The organism is Rhodoferax saidenbachensis, from assembly GCF_001955715.1.
Classification (GTDB): Bacteria; Pseudomonadota; Gammaproteobacteria; order Burkholderiales; family Burkholderiaceae_C; genus Allorhodoferax; species Allorhodoferax saidenbachensis.
This window is the reverse complement of sequence record NZ_CP019239.1, coordinates 350015-372603: the sequence shown is the minus strand read 5'-3', so window position 1 is coordinate 372603 and position 22589 is coordinate 350015. Positions and strand designations below refer to the sequence as shown.

Here is a 22589-nt window from a genome sequence, read left to right as displayed (position 1 = left end):
GTCTGTCTGTATCGAATCTGGTGCCTGCGGCCCACGTGAAATTGCTATGGTTTACATAGCTGCTTGCGCACATTCCACGAGGGCTACAGGCCTTTTTTACTCAAATTTTCGAGCAATAGCTTAGAACGGAGAGTTCGGGAAGTAGAAGTCCTTGGCGTTCTGCTTCGTGATCAGCACCGACGGAACGATGTTGTTCGCTGGCAGCTTCTGGCCCTTCAGGCGTGCTTCGCCAGTCATCTTGATGGCGTCGTACATGAACTTGGGCGAGTAGGACACGTTGGCCTGGATCAGCGGGTCGCTGCCGTCCATCAGTGTCTTGATCGCGCCCTTGGCGCCAGCGCCGCCGAATACGATCTTGATGTCCTTGCGCTTGGCCTGCTCGATGGCCTTGAGCACGCCCACAGCCATGTCGTCGTCAGCGGCCCAGACCGCGTCGATTTCCTTGAAGCGGGTCAAGAAGTCCTGCATCACCTTGAAGGCGTCGTCACGGTTCCAGTTGCCGGGCTTGGCGTCCAGCAGCTTGATACCGGGGTGGCCCTTCATCACGGCATTAAAGGCATCCATGCGCTCGTTGTCGATGGTGGTCGGAATGCCGCGCAGCGCGACGATGTTGCCCTTGCCGTTCAGGGTCTTCGCGATGTATTCCGCCGGAATCTTGCCGAACGCGGTGTTGTCGCCCGAGACGTAGGCATCCTGTGCGCTGGTGTCGGTCAGACCGCGGTCAACCACCGTCACGTAGATGCCCTTGGCCTTGACCTGCGCCACGGGCTTGGTCAGCGCCGCCGACTCGAACGGGAACACGACCAGCGAGGTGATCTTGTTGACCGTCACGAGGTCCTGCACTTGGTTGGCCTGCTCGGAAGCGTCCTTGGCGGTCTTGACGATGACCTGCATGCCGGGGTTGGCTTTCTCCAGGTCTGCCTTCGCCTGGTTGGCCCAGTACACGGCACCAGCCATGAAGCTGTGCGTGGCGGCGGGCATGGACACGCCCAGCACTTCTTTCTTGGCTTGCGCCCATGCGGGCGCGCCGATGGCAGCGATGGCCAGGGCAGTGGCGCCCAGGGCCAGGCGGCGGGTGATTGTCTTCTTCATGCTTGTCTCCTTGTGGTTGCTTTTGAAAATGCGGCCCTGCGGCCGCGGTGGGGGAACATGTTCAGGAATGCTTACCGCCGCCCTCTTTGCAGGAAGGCCACAGCGATGATCACGAAACCCTGCACCGCAGCGTTGAGGTAGACGCTGATGATGCTGGTGAGGTTGAGAATGTTGCCAATGACGGACAGCAGAACAGCGCCGACCACGGTGCCGGTGATGGTGCCCGCGCCGCCCTTGAGCGCCGTGCCACCGACGATGACGGCGGCGATGGCTTCCAGCTCCCACAGCAGGCCGGTGCTTGGCGAAGCCGAGCCCAGGCGCGGCACATACAGCATGGTGGCCAGACCGACACAAACGCCCAGCAGCATGTAGGTGAGGATCTTCACCCGGTCCACGTCCACCGCGGCGTAACGCGCGACCTGTTCGTTGGAGCCGATGGCCTGCACATAACGACCGAACGGCGTGCGATTGAGAATGAAACCGCCAGCCAGCGCCACCGCCAGAAACGCCCAGACCGGCATCGGCACGCCCAGCAGGCTGCCGTAGTAGACCGGTGCGTAGACGTCCGCCAGCGCGTTGTCCAGCGTGATTGCGCCACCATCGGCAAAGTAGGTCAGGTAGGCGCGAAAGATGCCCAGCGTGCCCAGGGTGACGATGAAGGGCTCGATGCGCCCCTTGGTGATCAACAGGCCGTGCGCCAGTCCGAAAGCGGCGCCCAGTACCAGCGCCAGCGCCATGCCCAGTACGACCACCAGCACTGGCGATGCAATGGATGGCGCCAGCTTGTTCATCAGAAGAATCATGCAGCCGGCGATCAGCGCCGCCATCGAGCCCACGGACAGGTCGATGCCGCCGGAGATGATGACGAAACACATGCCCACCGCGAGGATGCCGATAAAGGCGGTACGGGTCAGCACATTGAGCGCGTTGTCCAGGGTGGCGAATTCGCCATTAAGCAGCGTGCCGGCGATGCACAGCAGCAGCAGGCCGATGACAGGCCCGGCGCCATGCAACCGGCCCCACACGGCGCCCGCTCTGGCGCCCACACTTTGCGGTGCGGCGGTTTTAGTGGGTTCCTGTGGCATGGGCGATCAGCTCCTCTTCTGTCAGTTGGTGGGCCTGCAGTACGGTCTGCAGGCGGCCTGCGCGCATGACGGCTACGCGATGGCACAGGCCAATCAGCTCCATCAGCTCGCTCGAAATCACGACCACGGCCAGCCCCTGGCGCGCCAGGCTCTGGACCAGGAAATAGATGTCCCGCTTGGCGCCCACATCGACACCGCGCGTGGGCTCGTCCAGCACCACGACCTTGGGGTTGGGGTGCAGCACCTTGGCCAGCGCCAGCTTCTGCTGATTGCCGCCGGACAGGGACGAGGCGAGGCTGTTGAGGTTGCCGGTGCGGATGCCAAAGGCCTCCACCGCTGTCTTGAGCGCCTGCTCCTCCGCGCCGGTTTGCAGCCACGGTGTGGCGTAACGCTGCAGTGCCATGAGCGTCAGGTTTTGGCGCAGGCCAAAGTGCACATGCAAGCCCTTGCCCTTGCGGTCTTCGCTCAGATACGTCAGCCCATGCTGCACGGCGTCGCGCGGATTGCGCAGCGCGCAGACACGGCCCTGCAGTTCTACGGTGCCTGCGCTGCGCTGGCGCAGGCCCAGCAGGCCTTCAAACAGTTCGGTACGGCCCGCGCCGACCAAACCGGCAAAGCCCAGGATTTCGCCAGGCCGCACCTCAAAACTCACATCCTCAGCCCAGCCGGGCACGGTCAGCCCGGTGACTTTCAGCACCGGCGCCTGGTCTTGCGCCACAGCTTCCTTTTCCGGGTACAGGTGCGCGAGTTCGCGGCCGACCATGAGGTTGGCCATCTGCTGGCGCGTCAGGCTGCTGGTCGGCTCCTGCGCCACAAAACGGCCGTCGCGCATGACGACCACCTCGTCGGTCATGCGCTGCACTTCGTCGAGCTTGTGCGAGATATAGACCAGGGTGACGCCTTCGGACTTGAGCTGGGTCATCAGCGCAAACAGGCGTTCGGTCTCACCGGGTGTCAGCGTGGCGGTGGGCTCGTCCATGATCAGCAAGCGTGCCTTGCGCAAGAGTGCACGGGCCACTTCGACCAACTGCTTCTCGGCCACGATGAGCTGGCGCACACGCAGGTTCACATCACGTTGCAGGCCGACCTGCGCCAGGGCCTGGGCCGCCTCGCGCTGCATGGTCTTGTCGTCCAGCAAAAAACCTTTTTTCTTTTCGTGGCCCAGAAACAGGTTTTGCGCAATGGTCAGGTCTTCGGCCAGGCTGAATTCCTGGTGGATCAGCACAATGCCTTGTTCTTCGGCCTGGCGCGAACTGGTGAACCGCATGGACTCACCGTTGATGTACATGCTGCCGCCGGTGAGCGATTCATAGCCGGACAGTATCTTCATCAGCGTGGACTTGCCCGCGCCGTTTTCACCCAGCAAGCCATAGGCCCGCCCTTTCTGCAGTGCGAAGTTCACGCCGTGCAACACGCGCACGGGCCCGAACTCCTTGACCACGCCGTCAAACGTGACATCCACGCTCATGGCCGTCCCTTCCAGGTTTTGAGGGTTTCCTGCATGGCCAGCACACCGGCACCCACCAAACCGGCCTGCTCTGCCAGTGGCGTGTACTGGATTTCGAGGTGTCGGGTGGAGAGCGCCAGCGAGCGCTGGTACACGCTTTGGCGCACCGAGGCCAAAAACAGCGGGCCCATGCGGGTAATACCACCGCCGATGAAGACGTGCGATGGATTGAAGAAATTAACCACCGAAGCCAGCATTTGGCCAATTTTTGCACCGACTTGTTGAATGATGGCATTAGCCGCCGCATCACCATTACGGCTCGCCTGGCCTACGTCTTCGGGTGTCAGCGTGCCGCGCTCCTGCAATGAGGCCGCCAGCGCCGGGCTTTGACCATCCTGCGCCGCCTGGGTCGCCATACGGGCAATCGCCGGGCCCGCGGCCATGGCTTCCACGCAACCCAGATTGCCGCAGTGACAGCGTGGCCCTTCAGTGTCCACACAGATGTGGCCCACGTCGCCCGCCGAGCCATTGGCGCCGCGATACACCTCGCCATGGCAGACTATGCCGCAGCCAATACCGGTGCCGACCTTGATGACCAGGAAATTTTGCAGGCTGTGCTGCAGGCGCCAGAGCTCGCCCAACGCCATGAGGTTTACGTCGTTGTCCACAAACACAGGGGCGGCGTACTCTTCCTTGAAGTAGTCGCGCACCGAAAAACTGTCCCACGCCGGCATCAGCGGTGGGTTGACGAGTTGCCCGCTTTCAAAATCCACCGGTCCGGGTACACCAATGCCGATACCGATCACCTGCTTGGATGCGAGCTTGCACTGCTGCAGCAACTGCCCCATCAGCGCACGCACCCGGGCCAGCACCACACCGGGGCCGGCACGCACATCGGCGGGTTCGGTGTGGCGGGCCAGCACCTGCATGTTGGGTTGGAGAATGGCGACTTCGAGGCTGGTGGCACCGAGATCCACACCAATCAGGACACCCAGGCGGGTGCTGATCTGCACCGTTTCGGCACGGCGCCCACCGGTGGAATCCTGCAGGCCGGTTTCTTCGAGCAGGCCGACATCGAGCAAGGAGGCGACTAGGGCGTTGGTCTTGCTTTTGGAGAAGGCCAGCCGATCAGACAGCGCAAAGCGTGACACGCCCACAGACCAGAAAATGGTCTGCAGCACGGTGGTCTCATCCCCGGATAGGTTGTCCCGTAGGCCCAAGTCTCGCTCCTCGTATTCCGCCCCTCGTGGATGGGGGCGGTGGCGAATAATAGGGCGACCACTTCAGCCCAACAAGCTTTAACTTAAAACTAATTTGGGTCGAAGTGTTTTTCTGGGCCACAAATGACAAAACCGCCCGAAGGCGGTTTTGTATAGGCATCTATTCAGTTGGGGACAGAGCTAAAGATCTGTCCCGCAAAGAATTATTTCTTGTGCAGGAACTTGCGTGCTGCTGCAATCTCGGCCGCCATGATGGCGATTTCGGACTGGATTTTGGCAATGTCGATTTCGCTTTTGGCGTTCTTCAGAGCTTCTTCTGCAGCGGCCTTGGCGGCATTGGCTTTCTCTTCGTCCAGGTCCTTACCGCGAATGGCGGTGTCGGACAACACCGTCACGCAGTTGGGTTGCACTTCCAGAATGCCTCCGGCCACGAACACAAACTCTTCGCTGCCATCGGCTTTCTGAATACGCACCGAGCCAGGCTTGATGCGCGTGATCAGTGGCGTGTGGCGGGGCTTGATGCCCAGCTCGCCAGCCTCACCGGGAAGCGCCACGAAGACGGCTTCACCGGAGAAGATGGACTCTTCTGCACTGACCACATCAACGTGGATGGTGTTCATGTCTTAGACCTTCTTGGCTTTTTCGAACGCTTCGTCGATGGTGCCGACCATGTAGAACGCTTGTTCTGGCAGGTGATCACACTCGCCAGCCACAATCATCTTGAAACCACGGATGGTTTCAGCCAGGGACACGTACTTACCGGGGGAACCGGTAAACACTTCAGCCACGTGGAAAGGTTGCGAGAAGAAACGTTGGATCTTGCGCGCACGGGCCACAACCAGCTTGTCGTCGGGAGCCAGCTCGTCCATACCCAGAATAGCGATGATGTCGCGCAATTCCTTGTAACGCTGCAGCATACCTTGCACGGCGCGGGCCGTGTTGTAGTGCTCTTCGCCGACCACTTTAGGGTCCAACTGGCGGCTGGTGGAGTCCAGAGGATCCACAGCGGGGTAGATACCCAGAGAAGCGATGTCACGCGACAGCGCCACGGTGGAATCCAAGTGGGCAAAGGTGGTTGCAGGCGACGGATCGGTGTAATCATCCGCAGGCACGTAAACGGCTTGGATGGAAGTGATGGAGCCGACCTTGGTGGAGGTAATACGCTCTTGCAGGCGACCCATTTCTTCGGCCAGTGTAGGCTGGTAACCCACGGCGGAAGGCATACGGCCCAACAACGCGGACACTTCAGTACCGGCCAGTGTGTAACGGTAGATGTTGTCCACGAAGAACAGAACGTCCTTGCCTTCGTCACGGAAAGATTCCGCAATGGTCAGACCGGTCAGGGCCACGCGCAGACGGTTTCCTGGGGGTTCGTTCATCTGGCCGTACACCATCGCCACTTTGGACTTGGGCAGGTCTTCCAGATTCACAACGCCGGAGTCAGCCATCTCGTGGTAGAAGTCGTTCCCTTCACGGGTACGCTCACCCACACCAGCGAACACGGACACGCCGCTGTGCGCCTTGGCGATGTTGTTGATCAGTTCCATCATGTTCACGGTCTTGCCCACACCGGCACCACCGAACAGACCGACCTTGCCGCCCTTGGCGAACGGGCACACCAGGTCAATCACCTTGATGCCGGTTTCGAGCAGTTCTTGCGAAGGGCTCAGTTCGTCGTAGGTAGGAGGCTTGCGGTGAATGGACATGTGCATTGCTGCGTCCACAGGACCACGCTCGTCGATGGGCGCGCCGAGCACGTCCATGATGCGGCCCAGAGTCGCTTGACCCACGGGCACCATGATTGGCTTCTCGGTGTTGAACACCATCATGCCGCGGCGCAGGCCGTCGGAAGAACCCAAAGCGATGGTACGGACGATGCCGTCACCCAGCTGCTGCTGAACTTCCAGCGTCAGGGTGGAGCCGTCCATCTTCAGCGCGTCATAGATGCCGGGCATCTTGTCACGGGGGAACTCAACGTCCACCACCGCGCCAATACACTGAACAATTTTTCCCTGAACTTGGGAGTTAGCTTGAGCCATTTTTCGCTCCAAAAATAAAATCTAAAACTTCAAAACTTTGTCAGACGATGGCAAACGGTTTAAACCGCTGCGGCACCGGCCACGATTTCGGACAACTCTTTGGTGATCGCTGCCTGGCGGGTCTTGTTGTAGACCAGCTTCAACTCGCCAATCACGCTGCCCGCGTTGTCGGTTGCGGCCTTCATGGCCACCATGCGCGCCGATTGCTCGGACGCCATGTTTTCTGCAACCGCCTGGTACACCAGGGCTTCTGCGTAACGGGTCAGCAGGTCGTCGATCACAGCCGGTGCATCGGGCTCGTAGATGTAGTCCCATGCGTGGCTGGTACCGCTGGCTTGCGATTCGGCTTCCATCTGCGACGCAGACAAAGGCAGAAGCTGCTGCACCACGGGCTCCTGCTTCATGGTGTTAATGAACTTGGTGTAACACAGGTACACGGCGTTCACTTCACCCTTGACGTAGGCGTCCAGCAATACCTTGACCGGGCCGATCAGCTTGTCCAAGTGGGGCGTGTCGCCCAACTGGGTGGCATGCGAGACCACTTTGGCACCCACACGGTTCAAGAAGCCCAAGCCCTTGTTGCCAATGGCCACGGCCTGCGACGAGATACCTGCGCTTTGCAGATCGCGCAGCTTGCCGGTCACTGCACGCAGCACGTTGGTGTTCATGCCGCCGCACAAACCCTTGTCCGTGGTGACAACGATGAAACCCGACGTTTTCGCGTCGTTGGTCTGCATGAACGCGTGTGTGTACTCGGGATTGGCCTTGCCAAGGTTGGCGGCGATATTGCGAATTTTTTCGCTATAGGGCCGGGCAGCGCGCATCCGTTCCTGCGCCTTGCGCATTTTGGAGGCGGCCACCATTTCCATGGCCTTGGTGATCTTCTTGGTGTTTTCCACCGATTTGATCTTGCCGCGTATTTCCTTACCTGCTGCCATTACAAGGCTCCTTGGGTCAACAGACGGGGCTTAAGCGAAAGACTTCTTGAATGCTGCGATGGCAGCGTTCAATTCGGCTTCGGCATCCTTGTCCATGGCCTTGTCGGCTTCCAGCTTGGCCAGCAGGGCTGCGTGCTTGTCTTTGAGGTAAGCGTGCAGGCCGTGTTCGAAGGACAGAACCTTCTTCACTTCGATGTCGTCCATGAAACCCTTGTTCACGGCAAACAGCGTTGCGCCCATCAGGCTGATGGTCAGGGGGCTGTACTGGGCTTGCTTCAGCAATTCGGTCACGCGGGCACCGCGGTCCAGCTGCTTGCGAGTGGCTTCGTCCAAATCGGAAGCGAACTGCGCGAACGCAGCCAGTTCGCGGTACTGGGCCAAGTCGGTACGGATACCGCCAGACAGGTTCTTCACCAGCTTGGTCTGCGCTGCACCACCGACGCGGGACACCGAGATACCGGCGTTGATCGCGGGGCGGATACCGGCGTTGAACAACGAGGTTTCCAGGAAGATCTGGCCGTCGGTGATCGAGATCACGTTGGTAGGCACAAAAGCGGACACGTCACCGGCTTGGGTTTCGATGATAGGCAGCGCGGTCAAAGAACCGGTCTTGCCCTTCACGGCGCCCTTGGTGAAGTCTTCCACGTACTTGGCGTTCACGCGTGCGGCGCGTTCCAGCAAGCGGCTGTGGAGATAGAACACGTCGCCGGGGTAGGCTTCACGGCCTGGAGGACGGCGCAGCAACAGGGACACCTGACGGTACGCCACGGCTTGCTTGGACAAATCGTCATACACGATGAGCGCGTCTTCGCCGCGGTCGCGGAAGTATTCGCCCATGGTGCAACCGGAGTACGCAGACACGTACTGCATCGCGGCCGATTCAGAAGCGGTAGCAGCCACCACGATGGTGTATTCCATGGCGCCAGCTTGTTCCAGCGCGCGCACCACGTTCTTGACAGAAGAAGCCTTCTGACCGATCGCAACGTACACGCAGGTCATGTTCTGACCCTTCTGGTTGATGATCGCGTCAATAGCCACGGCAGTCTTGCCGGTCTGACGGTCACCAATGATCAGTTCGCGCTGGCCGCGGCCGACGGGAACCATGGAGTCGATAGACTTCAGGCCGGTCTGCATAGGCTGGCTGACGGACTCACGGGCGATCACGCCTGGAGCGACCTTTTCGATCACGTCGGTCATCTTGGCGTTGATAGGACCCTTGCCGTCGATAGGCTGACCCAAGGCATTGACCACACGGCCTTTGAGCTCGGGGCCCACGGGTACTTCCAGAATGCGGCCGGTGCACTTGACCGTGTCGCCTTCGGAGATGTGCTCGTACTCACCCAGGATCACGGAACCGACCGAGTCACGCTCGAGGTTCAGTGCCAGACCGTAGGTGGGCAGGCCGTCGGAGCCTGCGGGGAACTCCAGCATTTCACCGGCCATCACGTCAGACAGACCGTGGATGCGGCAAATACCGTCGGTCACCGAAACCACGGTACCCTGGTTGCGGATGTCGCTGCTTGCGGTCAGGCCATCAATACGGCTCTTGATCAGTTCAGAAATTTCTGCGGGATTGAGTTGCATGACTCTTTCCTTCTTTCTTTAGTTGGGCTTCACGGCGAAAGGCTTGCGCCTCAGGCTGTGAGAGCCACTTTCATTTGTTCCAGACGGGCCTTGACGGAGGTGTCAAGCACTTCGTCACCGACCACCACACGAATACCGCCAATCAGCTCGGCGTCGAGCGCAACGCTAACGTTGAGCTTGCGGCCAAAACGCTTTTCGAGCGTTGCAGCCACTTCCGTCAACGCCGCTGCGTCGATCGGAAAAGCGCTGTACACGACGGCATCAGACAGGCCATTTTTGGCGTTCTTCAGCGCACGGAACGCGACTGCAATTTCGGGCAGCGCTTCCAGGCGTCCGTTGTCGATGACAGTGCGCAGGAAGTTTTTGCCTTGCTCAGACAGGGCGACCTTCATCAGACCCGCAATCAGGTCATAGACCTGGGCGCTGCTGACTTTGGGGTTGCTGGCGAACTGTTGCAACTGGCCATTCTGGGCAATGACAGCAAGTTCATCCAGCCACACTGCGGCAGCGTTCAGGTCTGCATTTGCAGACTTGAACAAGGCTTCGGCGTAAGGCCTGGCGATGGTGGCAAGTTCAGCCATGGTCTTCCCTTACAGCTCAGTCTTCAGACGAGACAGCAAGTCGGCATGCACACCGGCATTGACTTCCTTGCGCAGGATCTGCTCAGCGCCTTTAACGGCGAGGGCGGCGACCTGTTCGCGCAATGCTTCACGGGCTTTCACGGACTGCTGCTCGGCTTCTGCTTTGGCAGCCGCAATGATGCGGTTGCCTTCTTCAGTGGCACGGAGCTTCGCTTCTTCCACGATGACCTGTCCACGACGCTCGGCATCAGCCAGGCGACCTGCGGTTTCATTCTTGGAAGTAGCCAGTTCGGCTTCCACACGCTTGTTGGCAGAAGCCAGTTCGGCCTTGGCCTTGTCGGCGGCTGCGAGGCCGTCGGCGATCTTCTGTGCCCGCTCGTCCAGCGCTTTCGTGATCGGGGGCCACACGAATTTCATCGTGAACCACACCAGGATCGCAAAAACGATAGCCTGCAGGAACAGGGTTGCGTTGATGTTCACGGTTTGATTCCTTCTCTAACGTGAAGGGCCGTTTTTTAGCGCAGGACGAAGGGGTTGGCGAATGCGAACAGCAGAGCGATAGCAACACCGATCAGGAACGCAGCGTCAATCAAACCAGCCAAGATGAACATCTTGGTTTGCAGTTCGTTCATCAGCTCGGGCTGACGGGCAGAAGATTCCAGGAACTTGCCGCCCATGATGGCGATACCGATAGACGCACCAATAGCGCCCAGACCAACGATGATGCCGCAAGCCAGTGCCACGAGGCCGAGAATGTTTTCCATGAGAAGCTCCTAAAAGTTAGTGGAAAAAGAAAAACGAAAACAAAAAAACGAAAACAGTTACATCAATGTGCGTCGTGCGCTTGACCGGTGTAGATCAGCGTCAACATCATAAAGATGAAGGCTTGCAAAGTGATCACCAGGATGTGGAACAGGGTCCACACGGTTCCGGCGATGATGTGACCAATGGCCAAACCAACACCCGTTACGGAGAGCGCCCAGCCGCCACCCATCAGGGCGATCAACATAAACACCAACTCACCTGCAAACATATTGCCAAACAACCGCATGCCGTGGGACACGGTCTTGGCAAGGTACTCAATCATCTGCATCAGGAAATTGATCGGATACAGCGCCCAGTGGTCGCCAAACGGCGCAGCAATCAGTTCGTGCGCCCAGCCGCCCAGACCCTTGATCTTGATGTTGTAGACCAAGCAGATAAACAGGACGGAGCAGGACAGGCCCAACGTGGTGGACAAGTCAGCCGTAGGCACGACACGCAGATAGTCCTTGAAACCCAGAGCAGGTCCGGCGCTGTGCCAGATCTGGGGAATCAGGTCGACGGGAATCATGTCCATGGCGTTCATCAGGAAAATCCAGACAAACACGGTCAGGGCCAGCGGAGAAATCAGTTTGCGGCTCTTGGCGTTGTGGATCACGCCCTTGGCCTGGTTTTCCACCATCTCGGACAAAATTTCCACTGCCGCCTGGAAGCGGCCGGGCACGCCGGAGGTGGCTTTGCGCGCAGCGCTCCACAGCACGAGACAGCCAATCACACCCAAAACCAGCGAGAAAACAACCGAGTCCAGATTGAACAGGCTGAAGTCGACAATACTGGTTTGCTTCACGCTTTGGAAGGAAAAATCCTTCTGCAGGTGCTGCAAATGGTGCTGGATGTATTCACCAGCGGAGGGAGCATGTGTTCCAGTGTTTTCTACAGACATAGGTCACCAAATATCAATTCGAACCGTTGAGACTTCGGCGTCGCGAGTGCAACCACGCGGCCACCCAATACACCTTCATCGTCACCACAAAACCAGCCACCAGGGCCAGCCAGTTGAGCGGAGAAACCACCTTGGGCGCCACCAACAACAGGGCAACCGTCAAGGCAACTTTCACCGACTCCCAAATCATAAAACCCAGCATCGCGGCGCCCGGCTGGGTCACCGGACGTTGCCGCTGCAGTCCCCGCGCCATCAGCGCCGCGGGGAAAACCACCGCCAAAGCACCGTAAGCCGCAGAAACTCCTACCACCTTGCCACCCCACAGACCGGCCACAAGAGCCAGTACCGCACCTGCCACCAATTGCCACACGATGACCCACCAGGGGGAAATTGCGGGATGGGCACTGCGCCACTGCCGGGCTTCTTCTGCCGTCAAGGGCTTGAACTCTGCGTCAAAGACTCCATCTGGATTCTCTGCGTCAGTGGACTGGTAAGGAATGGGCGCGATCGTCATGAATGAAATTACGCACAAGTTACAGCCGCTGCTCAATGCACAGCCCACGATTATACGTAGAAACCCGGCCGTGCCTAGCACTTCCCGCTTTGGGTGCACTCCCTATTCGCCCCACGGCGATAATTGACCATGCATTCTCTGCGAGTACGCTCGCCGACGCACCATCTAATCCCCCGTAAACGAGAGGGCCAACGCATGAATACCCCCACCACACCCCCTGCTGAATCCCTGATCGAATACCCGTCGCAGTTCCCCATCAAGGTTATGGGGCACAAGGTGGAAGGTCTGGTGCATGCCATTACGGTCATCGCCAAACAGTTCGACCCAGCGTTTGACGCCTCCACCATTGAGCTGCGCGAAAGCAAGGGCGGCAAGTACCTGGGTGTGACCATCACCATCACAGCCACCAGCCGTGAACAGCTCGACGAGCTGTACCGTACGCTCAGCACCCACCCCATGGTCAAAGTGGTGCTGTAACCCGGTGGATATTGCCCTCGCGCACCTCGGCCGCGTGGACTATGCGCCCACGTATGCGGCGATGCAGGAATTTACAAGCCAAAGAGGCCTGCAGCCCTTGCAGGATATGCGCGACCAGCTATGGATTTGTGAGCATCCTCCGGTTTTTACGCAGGGCCTGGCGGGCAAGCCGGAACACATCTTCCTGCCCGGCGACATCCCGGTGGTGCAAACCAACCGCGGCGGCCAGGTGACGTTCCACGGTCCCGGCCAGGTGGTGGCCTACCCGCTGATCGATCTCAAGCGCGCCGGTTATTTCGTCAAGGAATACGTTTACCGCATTGAAGAAGCCGTTATCAAGACACTGCTCCACTTCGGCGTGACCGGCCACCGCGTCGCCGGCGCACCCGGTATCTACGTGCGGCTGGACGACCCGGCGGGACACACGCCGCTGGCCCAGCGCCCGCAAAAGAGCGCCGCTGGCGCCGCGCAACCAGACTTCACCGGTCTGGGCAAGATTGCTGCACTGGGCATCAAGGTCAGCCGCAACTGCACTTACCACGGCGTCGCATTGAATGTGGCGATGGACCTGGAACCCTTCTCGCGTATCAACCCTTGTGGCTACACCGGGCTGCAAACCGTGGATCTTTCTACAATCGGTGTAAATGTTGGCTGGCAAGAAGCGGCCGACGTGTTGGGCCACAAGCTCGCAACCTACCTCGCGCCCTAACCCGCGCCCTGCCCCATGAGCCACAGCGAAGACACCACACTGCAACCCACTGCCAACGCCACGGTGCGCGAAGTGCAGTCGCTGGACGCCTACAAGGCCACCGACAAGCAAAAAGCCGCGGCCAAGCTGTCACGCATTCCGGTCAAGGTGGTGCAGGGCGAGATTCTGAAAAAGCCCGAGTGGATTCGCGTCAAGGCCGGCAGCCCCACGACCCGCTTCTATGAAATCAAGGACGTGCTGCGCGCCAACAAGCTGGTGACGGTATGCGAGGAAGCCAGTTGTCCCAACATCGGCGAATGCTTTGGCAAGGGCACGGCCACCTTCATGATCATGGGCGACAAGTGCACGCGCCGCTGCCCTTTCTGCGACGTGGGCCACGGCCGCCCCGACCCGCTGGATGTCAACGAACCCGACAACCTGGCCAAGACCATCGCCCAGCTCAAACTCAACTACGTGGTCATCACCAGCGTGGACCGCGACGACCTGCGCGACGGCGGCGCTGGTCACTTTGTGGAATGCATCCGCAAGACGCGCGAACTGTCGCCCAAGACGCAAATCGAGGTGCTGGTGCCTGACTTCCGCGGTCGCGACGACCGTGCGCTGGAGATTTTGAAAGCCGCACCACCCGATGTGATGAACCACAACCTGGAAACCATCCCGCGCCTGTACAAGGAAGCGCGCCCGGGTTCGGACTACCAGTTCTCGCTGAACCTGTTGAAGAAATTCAAGGCGCTGTTCCCCGACGTGCCGACCAAGAGCGGCCTGATGGTGGGCCTGGGCGAGACCGACGAAGAAATTCTGGAAGTGATGCGCGATATGCGCGCCCACAACATCGAAATGCTGACCATCGGCCAGTACCTCGCACCGAGCACCTCACACCTGCCTGTGCGCCGTTATGTGCACCCCGACACCTTCAAGATGTTCGAGCAAGAGGCCTACAAGATGGGCTTCAAGCACGCAGCCGTGGGCGCGATGGTGCGCAGCTCGTACCACGCAGACCAGCAGGCCGGGCACGCGATGGGAACTGTGAATGATTAGAAGTTATTGCAACAATCCAGTAGTTGTTGCGACAAATATTAGAAGTTAACGCGACATTTGGGCGTAATGGATCCCGAAAAAGGCCTCAAATTTTCAGGGTTCTCCAATGGAGCGCCGCGAATTTCGGCCTTACCAACGGGGCCAAATTTTTGGCGAATTGATTGGTTCGGTGACATTGCCTATCCAGACCGATCCAACCGCCGGAAACAACCCTCGGTGTTTGTTCACCTGTCCAGGGTTAACGACGAGCGCTTCCGCAACGATCCATCTGTTCTTCTGTCGCCAGATTGCACCGCTCCCGCTCAATTTCAAAAACGCACCTGGATTTCCATCGGTACCTTGCCACTACTGCGGGTAGGCGACATCTGGCGTGATGGCCAGCTTGATGGTCGACCTGACTACGAGCTGGAAGAGTTCAAGAACATCCAGATCGACGCGAGAACCACCACGCTGATCAAAGCGGGACTGAATATTGACGAAGCAGGATTCCTGCTGCCTTTGGCCGAACACCCTTGGCATCTGCAATGCACGCAGTCCTATTGCGCCATGGTGAACTTGCCCGATGGAAAGCGATTGATCATTCCATGCATGGAGTTGATCCGCTTCTACTTTGGATCTTCAAGCAACCTGCTCTCCAAGCTATTCATTCCGGCGCTGGATCGCAAGTCCCTGTACAGCAGCGCGTCATTTGATGCCCGCTCGAAGCATCTGTTCCTTCAACTCGCCGAAAAAATATCTGGCGCATCAGCTGCAGACATTGGACGCTTGCATTTAAGCCGACTCGCCTGGCGCGCGGCGGCAGTGGTGGGCTCATCGCTCCTCAAGGCATCGGTGGCCCAGCAACCAATTCACCCGCAAGCGCTTTTTCCTTTCGAAGGCGAGACAACCTTGATTGCCGCCGGCAAGTGGTTGTCTTTCGCAGGACAGCCTCGCGCCACGTTCTTGGTTTACAACCTGCGCTCTTGCGAGCATCCATTTCCATTCAGGTCTTTGAGCTACAAGATCACTGGCGGTCATACCAAACCTGAACGTCCAATTGAGGACTCAGATCAATCGCAAGCACAGCCCATGCGCGCCAGCGCTCGAGACGCACAAGACCAACCATTGGTTGAGCGTGATGCATCCAACAACCTTGCACCAAGAACACGAACCTACCGAATTGAGCCGCGATTTCCAGATCTTGCACCCAAACCAATTTGGAAGAGCCGAGCGCTATCTTATACAGAGTGGCTCAAAAAACAAGATCGTCGACGTAACACTTCATCGGTGCGAGAGGGCGCCGTAGGGGAACCTGGCTCAGAACGCCGGATTCGCCCCGTAGACCTTGCCTTGCTGGCACAGAAAGACCCAATCAGTTTTTCATCCGCTCCTGAGTTTTTACGGCCCATTGTGCAAGTACTCAACGCGAGTCAACACATCAACGTTGAGTTGCTGACAGAGAGCGAAGATGACGGTTGGACCATCCCCATTTCCATAGTCGCAAATGTGGATGGCGAGATTGACTCCAAACTATTTATCCAGACTGGCGAAGATTTCCGACTCCGGCGCATCAGCGTGTTCGCACTCAAGCATGCTGAAAAACAAATCTACCTAGTGGCTATAGAGTCAACGCCTGTACACATCAAATCAGGTTCAATGATTGCGTTCAATTCAGACGATGTTTTGAAAACCCTACGGCACGCTACTGCTGATTTTTTGAATGCACCGAGTAGCACTGTAAGCATACCTAGTCTGTTAAAAGCAGCGTTTGGAATCTGACTTGGAGTAGACGCCACCAGCCGCACCTGAAGACAAGAATAGCGAGCCCAACCGTCCCCGCCCAAAAGTTTGACTGGGGAGTAGGTCAAAAGCCTGGAGAGGCGAATGGAAGTCTGCTTGGGCCGCGGAGCTGACCCCGAGTTGCCCTCCGGCAGTTCGGGCAAACTGCAATTGGACTTTTAAGAGCGTCCAGTCCGCTTTATGCAGGTTGGACAACGTGGTGATTGCCGATCGCACGTTCAATTACCATGTCGATCACTTTACGCTTAAAACGGAGATTGAGGGATGCCTATTACCGACGAAGATCGACTTGCGCTGACGAAGGTGCTGGACTTTCGGACTTCGCTTACCAGGAAGAACACTCCCAAGCTATTGCCGTTGTCGCTGTATAGCAGCGAGCTGAAAGGGAGAGAGCAGATTGCAGGCTGTTTGCGGGACATTCGAGAAAATCGACCTTTAGCAGACACCAAATCAAGCCGCGATCGATACTTCAACTCACTGTCAAACCAGGGCCTGGCCCAAGGCACATCATCGACCCCCGTGCTAACTGACCTTTCGAACTACTACCTCAAGCCGCTGGATCAGGGGGCCAATAGTGAATTTTGGAAAGGCGATGGCGGTGAGGCCGTGGAACTTGATGTGATTCGAGTTCTCGCTGACCGGATGCGTCGAGGGGAGGAAGTTGGCGATTTCTTCAAGGCCGCTTGGTATGGCGCTCAAACCTTCTTCGACTATGTACCTGAAGAAGTACTGTCTAGCGTCTTGGCGAACAAGGAGCGCCTATTGGACTTGTTCCGCATCAACTCAAACGGCTGGGAGATCGCTCGATACTTCCTGCTCACTGAACAGGAAAGAGAGCAGTTCGAAGCAGCATTCGCCAAAGTGCAGCCTACTTCTGATTGGAGTCCAACGCATCCCATTGAAGTGGGAGCAGCAAAATACAAAGATGCTGCAAACACCATTCAGTCCGATGCCAGGTTCCGAATCAGTGGTTTTTTGAACGCCTATAACCACCTCAGAAAAGATCTTGAATCCAATTTGCCAAGACTCGACCGAAAACTCATGGTGCGAGTTGGCGCCAGCGGAAGTGGGGGCGGTGGCACGCCCTCCAGGCCACTAATCGACACAGATATAAACCCCGCTACCCCGCTGGATTACCCACACCAGCTAATCGTCACTGGATGCCCCGGGTCGGGGAAGAGCTACCACGTCAATAGGATCACCGCAAATGCCGATTGCGTGATCCGTACGCAATTCCACCCGGAGTCTTCGTTCTTCGATTTCGTGGGTGCATACAAGCCCCAGCCGGTCTACGAGCCATTCAACACTGCGCAGCCGCTCGAAGAAGGAGATGGAACTGTCGGCAAACGAGGAAGGCCCTTGATCGACTACCGTTTCGTACCAGGCCCCTTCATGCGAGGATTAACCCGTGCGCTGGCGCACCCAGAGGAAAACGTCGTTGTCTTAATCGAAGAACTCAATCGTGGCAACGCGGCGGCGATTCTGGGCGATGTACTGCAACTATTAGACCGGAGCGATGATGGTTGGAGCCGATATCCAATCGAAGCCAGTCCGGAACAACGTGCTTACTTTGCCTCTATCGGCCTGGTACTAGATTCAATCCGCCTGCCGGCGAATTTCTACCTCTGGGCGACCATGAATAGCGCAGATCAGGGTGTCTTCCCATTGGATACGGCATTTCGTCGACGGTGGAGCTATGTTTACAAGGGCTACACTGAACCTTGCGCCTACGCCCCCGAAGTGGCCGTGATCGGCTATGGCGGAAAACGCTACGACTGGGACAGCTTCCGTGGGACTGTCAACGATCACTTGATCGAACAAGGTATCCATGAAGACAAATTGATTGGCCCTTACTTCTTGAGCGAGCTTCAATTGGCTGATCCTGAAGCTATCTTGCAGAAGCTTTTCCTATATCTGTGGGATGACGTCCTGAGGTTCCGACAGGATTCGCTGTTTTTGGCCAAGAGTTTTTCCGCGATTGCCGCATCGTGGAATTCGGGTGCCGGCACTCCGCTCAACCTGACGCTTTCGGCACCCTTAGCCGAACCGGCGATTCAGTCAAATACAACGGAAGCGGAGGCATCAATGAATCCTGGTGAAAGCGCGTCTGCTCCAAACGGACTTTGACATGGGAGCCGTCACAGTTCTTGAGGGCACGTCGCTGACGGAAACTGGATGGACTGACCGCCTGCACATCAACCATCGGGAATTCACGAATCTCGTCAATGCCAGGATTCTGCGAGATGAGGGCGACAAGAGTTTCCAACTCACGTTCGTAGGCATCGTCGTTTTTACAAACTCCTTGCTGTTTGCGCAGCCCAAGTTCGGCGATGCAAGACCAATGGGGTTGCAGGAAGTTCTACGAATTCTCCAAGTCTACTTTGCGAGAAGTTTGCGACGAAGACCATCCGTGGACAGAATGCGCGATCCGGAGTATGGAAATAGCGAGGTCCTTAGGGAATTCGACGCATTGCTGGGTCTGCGAGACTGGTATTTTGCGCATGGCGTGTACTGCCGTGAGCAGGCGCAAGTTAGTGACAATGGTCGTCCACACTGGGTCAAGACAATTGCCAAACGGACCCCTTTGTTTGTCCAAGGTTCTGTCGTTTACCCATCCATCATCGCAGAGCGACGCGAAGGCGTGTTCAACGACATCAGCGCCCTCCAAATTAGCGTGCTTTGGCACCTACTCGATCGCTACGGATTCGAAGTACCGGCCTCGCTCAAGCATGCACAGCAGGCTACAGGCATCGCCATTTCTCATTGGCCACTTCCAGAAGATCAGCGCAGTTACCACCTGCGGCGACTGTCCATAGAACAGCGCACCGCGTTTCGCACGGACACATTGCATCTATTCAAGCTGCTTCGCGAAACGATGGATTCGAGACTAGCAGGCGCGGCGCCGCAGCTCCAAATCTACGGAACGACGGCGTTCTATTCGGTGTGGGAGGATGCTTGCCGGGTAGTCATGCAAGACCATGCATCCCCGGATCCGGCTTCGCTGGTCGGTACGCCTGTTTGGTGGGCCCGCGACTCGGTCGGATCTGTCGTCAAGTACGAAACACGCCAGATACCGGACATCATCCTAGTCCGGGATTCGTGGCATTTGATCATCGATGCTAAATACTACTACCGATTTCCGCAGTCCCACCCAGGTGGACAGGACATAGTGAAGCAACTCTACTATATGGAGTCGCTCCGCGTCGCGCCCGCGGATGTCCTGTCGGTGTTCCTTCTTCCAATGCCTGGTGCAAACGAACCCATGTTCCTGGGCTATGCGACCATCGAGGCCGCCCACCGCACCTTTGACAAAATTGAAGCATGGGGCGTTGATCCAAAGCTGTTGCTGTCACAGTATGCGTCCAACTCAGCCCGCAGCAAGGATGATTTGATCAATCCGATCCTCGCCCAACGGGGGGGTGTGGCAAAAATCATCAACCAGACCCCAGCGGACATTAGCGGGTAGCGGCGGCGGTGATGCTGGTCGTATGTCTGCAGGCAGGTCGCGCTTGACACCATGGAACAGGTATTCGTTGACAAGTTTTTTTTGCTCACCAAGCCTGCTCTGGTAGTTTTTTCGGATTCCGAGTGCAGGGATTACTTCGCAGTCCGTAAACAGATTTGTATCCTCAAACAACGCTCTCAGCTCACGAAGCCCCTCATCAGTCGGCTCAGAGACAGAAGCCCAGTGGTTCCAGTGATTACGGCCACCGTAGTAGCTCAAGACGACGTGTTTGGCGTCAACCACTTCGATTAGCTTGCGGAGACCATCTACGAACCGTGCACGAGAGCAAAAATCGCTGGTGAAATCGTCTTCTGGGTGCTGCCCACGGACGTATTCGAGCCCTTTGACATAAGTTTCTATGTCGTTCAGGAACGGGTACGCTGCAATGAAATTCAAGAAATGGTAATAGGCGCTGTATTGACGGAAATTGTAAGGAGGATCGAGGTAGCAGATGTCGTGCTGCGCAAAGCTGGCAGCAGCATTGATTGAGTCTGCATTCGCGGTCTCCGCCAACTGACCGGCGCACGAGATCAGGGGAATCCTCAGACGAAACGCTTGTTCCGCATTGGGCCATATACGATCTCGATTGAAATCGTGAAACGTCCCATTGACGTTCGCCGTGATAACCACCTCTTCTAAAACACTAGTCATCAAAAGGAAAAGCTCGTTCCTGGATAAGCAGCCTTCCTGCCACCAGTTGCGAATCGTATCGAGGATTCCATCAAGGAACAGGGCATTCTTACGTGAAAAGTAATTACGAACCCCTTCAGTGCCACGGCGACTGGAGTAAGACGAGCGAGTCCCCCATTGGGTAAAAAACTCGGTGATGACACCTGGCTGCTGGTTGTCCTCTCCAATGCCCTGAAGGCGAGCAAGTACATTCGCCAAGTGCCTCAGGTCTTGAAACACTTTTTCACCCGTGCACCCTGGAAGATAAAGGGCACCGTATCGGGCCATACCGCGACGCAGGTCCGTTTGCATTTGAAGCAGGCGGAAGGTGTCATTCCGTCTGGTTCGTACGGCCTGGAACTGCGGGGAATCACCTGTGCCTAGATATGCTTGGGCTAGCACATAGCTGAACCGGTTCGCATCGCACGATGCCGTAGCCCAGCCACGTGCGCGGAAATACCGGGAGATATTGTTGGTGCCGGCGAATACATCCGACAGGCTGCTCGCTCCCGGAATACGCTCCACGAAGAACTGTTCAATCAATGGAAGCAGGGACGCTTTGTTACCCAGATATTTTTCCATAAACTCTATGCCTCGCAGAGGATTAAACGTTCCGCATCGCCGCGGACGCTTGTATTCAGGCTTTTCGCGTTCAATTTTCGATGACTATGGGCGGAAATTTCCATCACCGTCACGCGTCGATAGTGCCGCTTCGCTGTCTGGACCATTTCCTTCAAGGTAAGAAGGCGCGGACGGTGTCCCTTCTCCTCATCGAAGGGCGAATAAGAAAGCACTAGTGGGGTTCCTCGCTTCGCAGTCGCAGAAAAAAGTCGATTGAAGGCGACAGGAGCCTGTGAGGGAATGCAGAATGACGACTGATAGCGCCCCGTCCGATAGACGCCACGCATGACCGCGGCTTCTCCCCGTTTGTTCATTTCGTCCAGTCGCGGCGAATCCCTCAATGACAGTGTTTCCAGCACGTGATAGAACCGCGAATAGTGATCTATTGTGTAAGGCGGGTCGGCGTACCATGCTTGGCAGCTGCTGTCACCGTCGACAAAATCCAGTACATCTCCACGCACTATCCTGTGCTCAAAGCATTCGGCGGGCACGCTCGTCATCCAGCGCGATGCCCAGTCCTTATACGTCTCAAAAACATCCAGCGAACGATCACGCAAGGCTCGCTGAAGCAACAGAGAGGGAACCGTTCCATCGGCCTTCTTCAGCTTCATCGGCTGAGCAAATTGCTTCCCAACCGTGTTGACAATCTCGCTTGCAACGCTGAGCAATACTGCTAGTGCTATAGGGGCAGCCGGCAGTGCATTGGTCGCCACAAATATCGCATCCAAAGCGATCGCTTGCTTGTAAGAAAAATAGGGGCCACCAAAGTACCGGGTGGCTGTCAGGTCGGCAGCTGTGAACGCACTCCGGTCCAAGTTCCTGGCTGCGTCACCGAGCGACTTAACCAGACGTGGCGACGCATTTTCGGGAACCCGCTGCGCATGAACGGCGATGGAACCGAACTCGATTAACTCGATCAGCAACTCAGGCCTACCTCCGGCCGCTGCAACCATTGCCTCCTCTTCGAGAGCAAGGAGAGGTGCCAGTGACCTTGCGATTTCACTTGCGATTTCTTCGGCCCGCGCTTTGAACTCCTGGCCAATCAGCGCCGAGAAATGCTCTGCGCGCCCTTGTAACAAGGCCGAAGAAAGCACGCTCGAATACACCTGCTTGTCAACAGCAGTGACCGGTCGCTGAGCGGCAAGCAAAGCGCTTACAACTCCACTACCAGAAAATAGATCTCCAACACGCGACATCCCCGGAGCAATCTCATTGATGAGGACTCCGATGCTCTCAGCGAGGCGTTGTTTGCTTCCGAGATACTGTATTGGACGGAAGGGCTGTGCAACGGAGGTGGGCGGAATAACCGAAGGGGCGCTCGAATCCAAGGAGATGAGCTCGGCCAATCTCTGGCGTGCAGGCTGAGACCGACCACTTTCCCAATACCCCACCGTGATCTGACTCACCTCAAACCTCTTACCAAACTGCGCTTGGGATTCACCCAAGCTTTGTCGAAGTTCACGAATTGCGGCTGGTTCCATAAGATGTGTTATTATAACACATCTACTATTGTTGGATGATTTTTTGTTGATTGGTTAGGGCCACGCATCCGTGGTGGATGACAGTACCATTCGTAGACTAGCCCT

Annotated in this window: 21 protein-coding genes; 6 read left to right on the top strand and 15 right to left on the bottom strand. The window is 57.4% G+C overall.

All coding sequences use genetic code 11. The features are described 5' to 3' along the window. Positions 1-120 precede the first annotated feature (120 nt). The 13 genes from RS694_RS01800 to RS694_RS01740 form a co-directional block, all read right to left on the bottom strand. Positions 121-1092 (bottom strand): substrate-binding domain-containing protein, encoded by a 972-nt coding sequence (locus RS694_RS01800; protein WP_029709745.1) that lies wholly within the window; start codon positions 1090-1092, stop codon positions 121-123. A gap of 71 nt (positions 1093-1163) precedes the next feature. Beyond that, on the bottom strand, positions 1164-2177 hold the full coding sequence (locus RS694_RS01795; RefSeq protein WP_029709746.1) for an ABC transporter permease: 1014 nt from the start codon (positions 2175-2177) through the stop codon (positions 1164-1166). Further along, positions 2158-3645 (bottom strand): sugar ABC transporter ATP-binding protein, encoded by a 1488-nt coding sequence (locus RS694_RS01790; protein WP_029709747.1) that lies wholly within the window; start codon positions 3643-3645, stop codon positions 2158-2160. The genes RS694_RS01795 and RS694_RS01790 overlap by 20 nt, the downstream gene beginning before the upstream one ends. Then, entirely contained in the window at positions 3642-4805 is a 1164-nt protein-coding gene (locus RS694_RS01785) for an ROK family protein (protein ID WP_076069258.1), read from the bottom strand. Before RS694_RS01785 ends, RS694_RS01790 begins: the two co-directional genes overlap by 4 nt. A gap of 242 nt (positions 4806-5047) precedes the next feature. Next, on the bottom strand, positions 5048-5464 hold the full coding sequence (locus RS694_RS01780) for a F0F1 ATP synthase subunit epsilon (RefSeq protein ID WP_029708183.1): 417 nt from the start codon (positions 5462-5464) through the stop codon (positions 5048-5050). A gap of 3 nt (positions 5465-5467) precedes the next feature. Continuing rightward, on the bottom strand, positions 5468-6883 hold the full coding sequence (gene atpD / locus RS694_RS01775; protein ID WP_029708182.1) for a F0F1 ATP synthase subunit beta: 1416 nt from the start codon (positions 6881-6883) through the stop codon (positions 5468-5470). A gap of 59 nt (positions 6884-6942) precedes the next feature. Continuing rightward, the gene (gene atpG / locus RS694_RS01770; RefSeq protein ID WP_029708181.1) at positions 6943-7821 is read right to left on the bottom strand and encodes a F0F1 ATP synthase subunit gamma; all 879 of its coding nucleotides are present in this window, start codon (positions 7819-7821) and stop codon (positions 6943-6945) included. Positions 7822-7851: 30 nt separating this feature from the next. After that, positions 7852-9405, bottom strand: coding sequence for a F0F1 ATP synthase subunit alpha (gene atpA / locus RS694_RS01765; RefSeq protein ID WP_029708180.1), 1554 nt, complete (start codon positions 9403-9405; stop codon positions 7852-7854). 50 nt (positions 9406-9455) lie between these two features. Then, a complete protein-coding gene (locus tag RS694_RS01760) occupies positions 9456-9986 on the bottom strand; it encodes a F0F1 ATP synthase subunit delta (RefSeq protein WP_029708179.1) in 531 nt (176 codons plus the stop codon). 9 nt (positions 9987-9995) lie between these two features. Beyond that, positions 9996-10466: a F0F1 ATP synthase subunit B gene (locus RS694_RS01755; RefSeq protein ID WP_029708178.1), complete on the bottom strand. Its 471-nt coding sequence runs from the start codon at positions 10464-10466 to the stop codon at positions 9996-9998. Positions 10467-10501: 35 nt separating this feature from the next. Further along, on the bottom strand, positions 10502-10750 hold the full coding sequence (gene atpE, locus RS694_RS01750) for a F0F1 ATP synthase subunit C (protein WP_029708177.1): 249 nt from the start codon (positions 10748-10750) through the stop codon (positions 10502-10504). Between the two features lie 62 nt (positions 10751-10812). Then, a complete protein-coding gene (gene atpB / locus RS694_RS01745) occupies positions 10813-11691 on the bottom strand; it encodes a F0F1 ATP synthase subunit A (RefSeq protein ID WP_029708176.1) in 879 nt (292 codons plus the stop codon). Between the two features lie 13 nt (positions 11692-11704). Further along, a complete protein-coding gene (locus tag RS694_RS01740; protein WP_029708175.1) occupies positions 11705-12205 on the bottom strand; it encodes an ATP synthase subunit I in 501 nt (166 codons plus the stop codon). A 195-nt stretch (positions 12206-12400) separates the two neighbouring features. Here RS694_RS01740 and RS694_RS01735 point away from each other — a divergent pair, with 195 nt between their 5' ends. From RS694_RS01735 to RS694_RS01710, 6 genes are all read left to right on the top strand, one after another. Continuing rightward, positions 12401-12682, top strand: coding sequence for an HP0495 family protein (locus RS694_RS01735; protein WP_029708174.1), 282 nt, complete (start codon positions 12401-12403; stop codon positions 12680-12682). Between the two features lie 61 nt (positions 12683-12743). Next, positions 12744-13391 carry a lipoyl(octanoyl) transferase LipB gene (gene lipB / locus RS694_RS01730; RefSeq protein WP_051391929.1) on the top strand — a complete coding sequence of 216 codons (648 nt, stop codon included), beginning with the start codon at positions 12744-12746 and terminating at the stop codon, positions 13389-13391. A gap of 15 nt (positions 13392-13406) precedes the next feature. After that, positions 13407-14429, top strand: a complete 1023-nt coding sequence (gene lipA, locus RS694_RS01725) for a lipoyl synthase (protein WP_029708172.1) — start codon at positions 13407-13409, stop codon at positions 14427-14429. A gap of 66 nt (positions 14430-14495) precedes the next feature. Beyond that, positions 14496-16187: a hypothetical protein gene (locus RS694_RS01720; protein ID WP_152528835.1), complete on the top strand. Its 1692-nt coding sequence runs from the start codon at positions 14496-14498 to the stop codon at positions 16185-16187. 285 nt (positions 16188-16472) lie between these two features. Next, positions 16473-18335: an AAA family ATPase gene (locus RS694_RS01715; protein ID WP_051391927.1), complete on the top strand. Its 1863-nt coding sequence runs from the start codon at positions 16473-16475 to the stop codon at positions 18333-18335. Further along, positions 18304-19674, top strand: a complete 1371-nt coding sequence (locus RS694_RS01710) for an LlaJI family restriction endonuclease (protein WP_037247492.1) — start codon at positions 18304-18306, stop codon at positions 19672-19674. The genes RS694_RS01715 and RS694_RS01710 overlap by 32 nt, the downstream gene beginning before the upstream one ends. Here the strand turns inward: RS694_RS01710 and RS694_RS01705 are convergent. Both RS694_RS01705 and RS694_RS01700 read right to left on the bottom strand, forming a co-directional pair. Then, positions 19576-20964 carry a DNA adenine methylase gene (locus tag RS694_RS01705; protein WP_076069255.1) on the bottom strand — a complete coding sequence of 463 codons (1389 nt, stop codon included), beginning with the start codon at positions 20962-20964 and terminating at the stop codon, positions 19576-19578. The two genes, RS694_RS01710 and RS694_RS01705, sit on opposite strands and share 99 nt — an antisense overlap. 5 nt (positions 20965-20969) lie before the next feature. After that, on the bottom strand, positions 20970-22484 hold the full coding sequence (locus tag RS694_RS01700; protein ID WP_029708165.1) for a helix-turn-helix domain-containing protein: 1515 nt from the start codon (positions 22482-22484) through the stop codon (positions 20970-20972). Between the last annotated feature and the right edge of the window lie 105 nt (positions 22485-22589).